The sequence below is a fragment of the Psychrobacter sp. T6-1 genome (assembly GCF_052258445.1).
The window spans coordinates 1-8,203 of record NZ_JBQQFC010000099.1 but is presented as its reverse complement, the minus strand read 5'-3'; the positions used below and the strand labels follow the sequence as shown (position 1 = coordinate 8,203).

8 protein-coding genes and 1 tRNA gene are annotated in these 8,203 nt (G+C 44.6%); 3 read left to right on the top strand and 6 right to left on the bottom strand.

Translation table 11 applies throughout. The annotated features are described in order from the left end of the window. Positions 1–857 (bottom strand): DUF1853 family protein (locus ACTXGO_RS07200; RefSeq protein WP_443573859.1); only part of this gene is annotated, 857 nt, incomplete at its 3' end. 157 nt (positions 858–1,014) lie between these two features. On the opposite strand from ACTXGO_RS07200, the gene bioA reads away from it, so the two are divergent. Then, positions 1,015–2,358, top strand: a complete 1,344-nt coding sequence (bioA, locus tag ACTXGO_RS07195) for an adenosylmethionine--8-amino-7-oxononanoate transaminase (RefSeq protein WP_443542585.1) — start codon at positions 1,015–1,017, stop codon at positions 2,356–2,358. A 36-nt stretch (positions 2,359–2,394) separates the two neighbouring features. Here the strand turns inward: bioA and ACTXGO_RS07190 are convergent, their stop codons facing one another. Then, complete coding sequence (locus ACTXGO_RS07190; RefSeq protein ID WP_443573857.1) at positions 2,395–3,618, bottom strand: 8-amino-7-oxononanoate synthase; 1,224 nt, start codon at positions 3,616–3,618, stop codon at positions 2,395–2,397. A 178-nt stretch (positions 3,619–3,796) separates the two neighbouring features. Here ACTXGO_RS07190 and bioD point away from each other — a divergent pair, with 178 nt between their 5' ends. Continuing rightward, entirely contained in the window at positions 3,797–4,531 is a 735-nt protein-coding gene (bioD, locus tag ACTXGO_RS07185) for a dethiobiotin synthase (protein ID WP_443573855.1), read from the top strand. Between the two features lie 90 nt (positions 4,532–4,621). Further along, positions 4,622–4,924 (top strand): monooxygenase, encoded by a 303-nt coding sequence (locus tag ACTXGO_RS07180; RefSeq protein WP_443542580.1) that lies wholly within the window; start codon positions 4,622–4,624, stop codon positions 4,922–4,924. Positions 4,925–5,128: 204 nt separating this feature from the next. Here the strand turns inward: ACTXGO_RS07180 and ACTXGO_RS07175 are convergent, their stop codons facing one another. The 4 genes from ACTXGO_RS07175 to ACTXGO_RS07160 all read right to left on the bottom strand — a co-directional run bounded on the left by ACTXGO_RS07175 (position 5,129) and on the right by ACTXGO_RS07160 (position 7,993). Next, entirely contained in the window at positions 5,129–5,434 is a 306-nt protein-coding gene (locus tag ACTXGO_RS07175) for an addiction module antidote protein (RefSeq protein WP_443542579.1), read from the bottom strand. 210 nt (positions 5,435–5,644) lie between these two features. Further along, positions 5,645–5,721, bottom strand: a tRNA-Pro gene (locus ACTXGO_RS07170). Between the two features lie 92 nt (positions 5,722–5,813). Further along, a complete protein-coding gene (gene gatB, locus ACTXGO_RS07165) occupies positions 5,814–7,310 on the bottom strand; it encodes an Asp-tRNA(Asn)/Glu-tRNA(Gln) amidotransferase subunit GatB (protein ID WP_443573861.1) in 1,497 nt (498 codons plus the stop codon). Between the two features lie 344 nt (positions 7,311–7,654). Next, positions 7,655–7,993 (bottom strand): hypothetical protein, encoded by a 339-nt coding sequence (locus ACTXGO_RS07160; protein ID WP_443542577.1) that lies wholly within the window; start codon positions 7,991–7,993, stop codon positions 7,655–7,657. Between the last annotated feature and the right edge of the window lie 210 nt (positions 7,994–8,203).

Genomic DNA, 8,203 nt, shown 5'->3' with positions numbered 1-8,203 from the left:
TCTAGGCAAGTGGCTAGAGGTTGACGAGCATCATAAAAGTCGCGTTTAGTGAACCATTCAATATAGTGAGCGGCTCTAAGTGTAGAGGTATCAAGTGTGGCAAGTGTTGCATCGTCATTTTTATCGCACCACTCGTGCAAAGGGAAGGTTGGTGTTAGCCAATCAGGTTTATCGAAGTCAATGGTGTTTATCGGCAAAAAAAAGCGCCCCTTAATCACCCCATAACGCTTATCGATTTTGACGCGACCATGCGCCTCGGTATCGACCCAAACCACTCTAAACTGCTTAGTCTGCATATAAGTCATCTTACGCTGTAGATTGTCATTGGAGTTGATACCGACCCAGTGCTCAGGGGTAAAAGGCGACGCACCCATAAAAAACTTAATCGCCAGCTCCCAATGCTCAATCAACTGCTCGCTGTGGTTGTACAAAATCAAATCCAGCTCACCGACGGTTTGCTTGCCATTATATAGCTGCACGTTATTGGCGAGTGTCTCATACGGATGTAATCCACGCGCAAAGCCGTCTTCTAACCAAAATGATAACAAACCCTCAAAGTGAAAGCCCAAACGATTGGGACTTGGCCGACTAAGTAGATAACGGGTCAAGTTTTGATAGGCGTGAGTAGTATCAAGCTCATCCAAACGCTGACGATAAGCGTCAAATTGCGCCAGCCAAAACTCACTGGGATGGACTTCGACTTCATGAGTGCTTTGATGCGGTGCAAAATCAAGCCATTGAGTCAGCACATTAGGGCAGGCGAGTACATACGCCAAGTCGCGCACATAAGGGCGGGTAAATGATGCCCAAGGAGCCTTAGTTTGAGCAGGACAAAGGGGCAGGGTAGGCTTGGACATAGTATCAATCATATAAGATTATGGAGCATTCACCGTAACGCTTGCGCCTATAAAAGTCTATAGACAGTTAGCCCTTTTTTGCAAGGGGCTGCGTCTAGCTTTTATAACGAGTTACCGCTATATTGTGATAACCCTTTAATTAGCGATTGACAGATTTATGAGCGATAACTTAATAGCTAGAGATAAAACATCTAGATTGGCTACAGACTCTGAGGATACGGATGCGTTTGATCAGCATCATCTTTGGCATCCCTATACCTCGCTGCCACCTGCTTATCCCAACCTGGTCATCGAGCGCTGTGATGGGGTCTATCTGTATACAAAGTCGGGCGAACCCCTCATAGATGGTATGTCATCGTGGTGGGCCTGTACTCATGGCTATAATCATCCTGCACTCAATCAGGCCATCAGCGAGCAATTGCAAAAGATGTCTCATGTCATGTTCGGTGGTCTTACCCATCAGCCCGCTATCGATTTAGGTAAAAAACTGCTCTCTATCGTCCCTAATGGTCTTGACGCGATTTTTTATGCAGACAGCGGTAGCATCGCCGTTGAAGTGTCATTAAAAATGGCAATGCAATATCAGCTCGCTAAAGACAAACCCGAGAAAAATAAAATCGCTACTACCCGTTCTGGATACTATGGTGATACTTGGCATGCCATGAGCATCTGCGATCCTGTTGGCGGCATGCACAGCATCTATGGCAATCAACTACCCGTACAGCTATTCACAGACAAGCCTATTGATGGCTTTAACAATGAGATGCCAGAGAGTGCGCGCGCGCAGCTGACTGAGTTCTTTGAGACGAATCATACTCATATGGCCGCTTTTATTATTGAGCCTATCGTGCAAGGCGCGGGCGGCATGCGTTTTTATAGTCCGCAGTATTTACAGCTGATACGTCAGTTGTGCAGGCGCTATGATGTGCTGATGATAGCTGATGAAATCGCCACAGGGTTTGGACGTACGGGCAAAATGTTTGCCTGTGAACATGCTGATATAACCCCAGATATTATGACCATAGGCAAAGCCCTAACTGGCGGTTATATGACGTTTGCGGCGACCCTATGCCAGCGTGATGTCGCTGATACTATTGCGGCTAGCCCTTATGCAGCTTTAATGCATGGTCCGACCTTTATGGGCAATCCGCTAGCATGCTCAGTAGCTATTGCGTCCCTCGACTTGGTCATCACTCAGAATTATCCTGCTCAAGCTAGAGAAATAGAGAAATATCTACAAGCGCAGCTCGCTGCAATCAAAGACTATCCTCAAGTAGCCGATGTACGTACCCTAGGCGCTATAGGCGTGATTGAGTTCAATAACAGCGTGGATATGCCTACTTTTCAAAAATTGCTCATTAAGAATCAGATCTGGGTCAGACCCTTTGGCAAACTCATTTACATTATGCCGCCGATCATCATGACCCAAGCAGAAGTCGCTACACTATGTGATCGATTAAAAGCCGTGATTAACCAGTACTTATCTATAAGTAGTGACTAGGATATTCTGTTCACAGCAAAAAACAACTTCAGTATTCTATAAGAGCGATATTAAACGGTCACAGTCCTCTGTGGTAAGCCTAGCATTCATCACTAATCGAATGCGCGCTGTGCCTACAGGGACGGTAGGTGGGCGGATTGGCAGTACATAAAACCCCGCCTCCCGCAGCTGCTCGGCCTTACTTATCGCTTTGTCATTGCTCCCAAGTACATAAGGGATAATAGGTGATTGATAGCTGCTAATTGAGCTACCCTCTGTAGCTTTAATAGCATCTGCCACTTGCAAAGATAGCTTGGCAAGATGGGTACGCAAATAGTGAAGCGAAGGCATCTTCTCTACGATAAAGCGGGTCCAACTATGCATAATAGGGGGCAGTGCGGTGCTAAAGATAAAGGAGCGCATTTGGTTGATTAACCACTCTCTCACCTTTTCATCACATATAATATAAGCGCCTGTTGAGGCAAAGGCTTTGCCAAAGGTGCCGACGAGATAATCTATGTCTTCTAAGGTTTGCGTCTCCTCGCTCAATCCCAGTCCGTTATAGCCTAAGACGCCGACGGCATGAGCTTCATCGACATAGAGTTCAATTCGAGGATCGCCCGCTTTGAGTTTGACCAAGGCCTTTAAGTCCGCGCGATCGCCATCCATACTAAAGACACTTTCGGTGACGATGATAATGCGTTCAACAGACTTATCTAAGCTGTCAATAATAGCTTTCAGATGCGCTAAATCATTGTGACGATAGCGCTTATAAGTACACTGCTTGCTACGGATAAGACGGATGCCATCAATTATGCTGGCGTGTATCAAGTCGTCTGATAGTATACAAGTCTCAAGGGGCAGTTTGGCAAGCGCAGGCAAAATGCCGATATTGGCGTGATAGCCACTGTTAAGCACCAAGATAGACTTGGTGGAGGTTTGACGTTCATCATCTGATAAGGCAAGGTGATACCAGTTTAATAAATCTGCTTCTAGTAGTGGCAACTGCTCGTGATTACCCGTCAGCAAACGTGAGGAGGTCGAGCCCATTTTGGGTAGTTGTGATGCAGGAAGCGCTTGCAGCTGAGCCAAAAACTCGCTCTGCAAGCCAGTGTCATTACCTAAACCTAAGTAGTCATTGCTAGAGATATTTAGCAGGGATTGATTATCAGCGATGATGCACTGATTTTGATGCTTAATGTTAGGAAGTTGTCGATACTGATTGTTAGCACGGAGCATATCTAAATGATCGTTGACGCGGGCGCGCGTGGGTCCTGTCATAACAGCAATCCTACATTAATTTAAAGGTTATTTGATGCTTTTAGTATTTGATTCTAGTATTAGCATCAGTAGTCACTAGATTTTGGCTACTACAATGATGCAGCTAGTCATTCTAACGGTATATTGCCATCAATAAAACGCTAAAATTTTATACGCTTTAAAATAAGGATTAATAACTATGACGGTACTATTCATCGGTGGTATAGATACCGATATTGGCAAAACAGTAGCGACAGGGCAGTTGGCCAAAACTCTGCATCAGCAAGGGCACAAGGTCATCACGCAAAAGCTTGTGCAAACAGGATGCTCTGATATTGCAGAGGATATCGTCGCCCATAGAAATATGATGGGTATCCCTCTACAGACAGTAGATAAGGAGGGGACGAGTTGTCCTTACGTCTTTAGCAAGCCTGCCTCGCCGCACTTATCATCCGCGCTTGAGCATACGGTGATTGAACCTAAGCTTATCACAGCGTCGACCAATGCACTGCTAAAGGATTACGATATCGTATTGTTAGAGAGTGCTGGCGGGCTTATGGTGCCTATTACCGATACGTTACTAACTCTAGATTATATCGCCGAGCAGGGTTATCCTGTTGTCTTAGTTAGCTCTGGTAGACTTGGCAGTATTAACCATACGTTACTGAGCATTGAGGCCATAAAAAGCCGCTCATTGACCCTACATGCGCTGATATATAATCAGTGGCAGCCTGACTCAAGCTATCCAAAAGATAATGAGATTGTCGATAGTACCAGACAGTATCTATATGAGTATCTGCAAGCTAACCATCCGCAAAGCTACTGGGTGGATTTACCGGATAGCTCATCCAATCTACACCCTCAAACGGCCGATACGGACATCAAAGCTGATACAGACTTTTCACTCGCGAACTACGCGCAAGTATTTAAATAGAGTGCTATAACGCTATCGTCCTTTTATATGGTTTAGCATGCTTTATGATAGAGTAATAAGCTTGATCATTAATAAATAATGGAGCGAATTATGCAATACCTTTTACAAATGGATTTTCCGTACAGTGGTCCTTTTGGTGACGAGTTTTATACGCAAATGAAGGACTTGGCTAGCGATATCGCGACCGAGAGTGGTCTGGTCTATAAGCTGTGGACAGAAAACGCAGACACGCAGGAGGCGGGCGGAATATATGTGTTTGATAATTTAGAGGACGCTAATAGATATCAAGCTAAACATACCGAGCGCTTAGAGTCGTTTGGTATTACGGGTATTCGGGCTAAGACCTTTATTATCAATCAGGAATTGAGCGCTATTACTAAAGCTTCTGTTTGATATTGATAAGTAGTCTATATAAGTAAAGCCAACCCTCAAATATAAGGGCTGGCTTTGTATTAATTAGTTCTAGCTTAGTATGGTCGTTACGTCGTACCTTCTAAACCAATCGAGCATTTGAATAAGTCTAAAGGGTTACGGCACAAAAAAAGGCAAGCTATAAATGTCCGCCTCTCGTAGTAATAGTCAAAAATATCGAAACAATTAAGCCTCTACACAAGGCTCGACTTTAGGGTTTAAGGTTAATTGTAAGCCCATACCATCAATGATCTTTAGCATAGTGTCAAAACGTGGCTTTTCAGACTGTAAGGTTTTATACAGACTTTCACGTCTTATGCCTGTCTTTTCTGCTAACTCATTCATGCCTTTTGCGCGTGCCACATCATTCAAGGCTTGAATAAACTCACTAGGTGCGCCATCAGTCAGTGCTTCGTTTAAATAAGCACTGATAAGGGTCTCATCTGTTAGATATTCTGCCACATCAAAACGGCTGGTTTTAATATTAGTCACTAGAGTGGTCCTTTTTGTCATTCTTGACTTGTTACTATCAGCTTTCACTTTAATAATTAACACATCAGTTGTCACATTAATATCGCTCAGTACCAAAAATAATACCAACATTCTATATAGAACGCCATACACCTATATAACGCTCAATACCTGAAAAATGCCCAAAATAAAGGGCATACGGTCTATGACGGTATGCCCTAATATTGTGTTTGGTCGGAACGGCAGGATTTGAACCTGCGACCACTACACCCCCAGTGTAGTGCGCTACCAGACTGCGCTACGCCCCGAATGACTGCTATTTTACGCAAATTTACTTTTATTGCAAGGGCTATTTATTTTGTCCAAATACAGCCATCACATTTGACGCATAGCAGGCATTTTAGCCGAGCAGCTCTTTTAGGATCTGATTGACCTGTTGCGGATTAGCGCTACCGCGACTGGCTTTCATCACTTGCCCAACCAGACCATTAAAGGCTTTTTGTTTACCGCCGCGATACTCATCGACCATCGCTTCATTGTTAGCGATGACCTCTTCGACCATAGCCTTGATAGCACCTGTATCCGTCTCTTGCTTAAGACCTTTTTCTTCGATGATCTTATCAGCCGCATCGTCGCTACTGCCGCCTTCGTGGGCGTATAGCGCGCTAAAGACTTGTTTTGCCATTTTACCTGATAGCGTGTCATCATTGATACGAGCCAGCAGTACCGCCAGTTGCTTGGCGCTGATAGGGGAGCCTGTGATGTCTTGATCATCTTTATTGAGTGCACCGAGCAGATCACCCATGACCCAGTTTGCCGCCATTTTAGTATTGAGTGTACCAACTTCGGTAACGACGTCTTCGAAGTAATCGGCAAGCTCGCGGCTACCCGTCAAGATACGCGCGTCGTATTCTGATAATTCAAGCTCATTCTCAAACCGCGTTCGACGTGCTACAGGTAGCTCAGGCATTTCTTCTTTTATCTTATCGATAGTATGCTGATCGAGACGTACAGGAGTCAGATCAGGATCAGGGAAGTAGCGATAGTCATCAGCATTCTCTTTGGTACGCATGATACGCGTCTCATCAAGATCAGGATCATAGAGCATCGTCGCCTGCACCACTGTACCGCCATCCTCGATAATATCGATTTGACGCTCAATCTCACGATTGATAGCGCGCTCAATGAATCGAAATGAATTAAGGTTTTTCAGCTCAGTACGTGTGCCAAGCTCGCCGCTAGGCTGGCGTACCGACACGTTGCAATCGCAGCGGAACGAGCCTTCTGCCATGACGGCATCTGAGATACCCAGCCACGTGACCAGTTGATGAATGGCCTTGATGTAGGCGAGTGCCTCATGAGCTGAGCGCATGTCAGGTTCAGAGACGATTTCAATCAGTGGCGTACCCGCACGGTTGAGATCGACGCCCGTCATACCTTCAACCGCATCATGCACTGACTTGCCCGCATCTTCTTCTAAATGCGCGCGCGTGATACCCATGCGTTTGGGGTATTCATTTTTTTCGCCTTCGTTGACGACTACATCGATATAGCCCTTGCCGACGATAGGGTGCGCCATTTGAGTGATTTGATAGCCTTTAGGCAAATCGGGATAAAAGTAGTTTTTACGATCAAAGGTATTGAACAGACCCAATTCTGCGTTGACGCCGATACCGAACTTAAGTGCACGATCCAATACGCCTCTGTTTAACACAGGTAAGACACCTGGTAGACCCAAATCGACAATGCTCGCTTGCGAGTTTGGCTCATGACCAAAGTCGGTTGGCGCGTTAGAGAATATCTTACTTTCGGTATTAAGCTGGCAATGAATCTCAATGCCGATGACCACTTCATAGCCATCGACGAGCAGCTCTTTACGAGGCGCAAACTCTGTCATTTCCATTGTAAAATCCTATCAAAAAATTAAAATAAATAATTATTAAGCTATAAAGTGTTACGGGTTAGTTGTTATCAATATTTGCAGCTAATCTCGCTTTTCGCTACTATCTGCTCATCTAAGCAAAGCGAGGGCTAGCGCTTGCCATGTCTCTTGCTCCGCGTAGCCATAGCAAAACCAAGCCCTCACAATGCGCTTATCCAAGCAGTATATCCGCTTCAATCAAGGCTAAACGACCTTGTTATCGCAAGGTTCGATATTCTCTAAAACCAATCAAGCTGTTTATGCTCAAGCTCTAGTAATGCCATTAACATAGGTTAGCGCGCAGCACATACTTTAGAGCATCAGTGATGATTCAACATCTGCTCGTAAGTGTCTTTGAAGATATCACTATCTCCGCCACTTTGATAATAGGCGGGGATAATATAAGTCACCAAAATCTTAAACTTGCCTTGTCTGTATAGGCTACTGACTAAAGGCTCAGCTTGTTCAGCATCCCCTTTTTCAAAACCATACGGAGCAATGACGTCCTCAAACTTAGCATAAAACGCTTCAAAAAAAGATTTACTATCTTCAAAGTTTTTATCAAAAAACGCTTCTAACGCTTTTAGCTCGGCTTTTAGAGCTTGCGCCTGATTTTCATCTAAGCCGATCTCTTGTTTTAACATCTCGATAACTGTCATCTTATATCCTTATTAGCGTTAATTTATGCTTATGCAAAACCGTATATGCTAATACGATCAGTGAGTTAGCTCTAGATAAACGTATTATACGCCCTCTTTGGCAATGAGTGAGTGTTGCAAATGATGATCCGTATGCTGCTGGAACAGATGCGCGGTGGCAAGCAGCTTACTCTCTTGCCAATATTGCCCAATTAACTGTAAACCTACAGG

Excerpts from the sequence above, each read along its gene's own strand:
- bioA (WP_443542585.1), top strand. The coding sequence starts at position 1,015 with ATGAGCGATAACTTAATAGCTAGAGATAAAACATCTAGATTGGCTACA.
- ACTXGO_RS07190 (WP_443573857.1), bottom strand. The coding sequence starts at position 3,618 with ATGACAGGACCCACGCGCGCCCGCGTCAACGATCATTTAGATATGCTC.
- bioD (WP_443573855.1), top strand. The coding sequence starts at position 3,797 with ATGACGGTACTATTCATCGGTGGTATAGATACCGATATTGGCAAAACA.
- ACTXGO_RS07180 (WP_443542580.1), top strand. The coding sequence starts at position 4,622 with ATGCAATACCTTTTACAAATGGATTTTCCGTACAGTGGTCCTTTTGGT.
- gatB (WP_443573861.1), bottom strand. The coding sequence starts at position 7,310 with ATGACAGAGTTTGCGCCTCGTAAAGAGCTGCTCGTCGATGGCTATGAA.
- ACTXGO_RS07160 (WP_443542577.1), bottom strand. The coding sequence starts at position 7,993 with ATGACAGTTATCGAGATGTTAAAACAAGAGATCGGCTTAGATGAAAAT.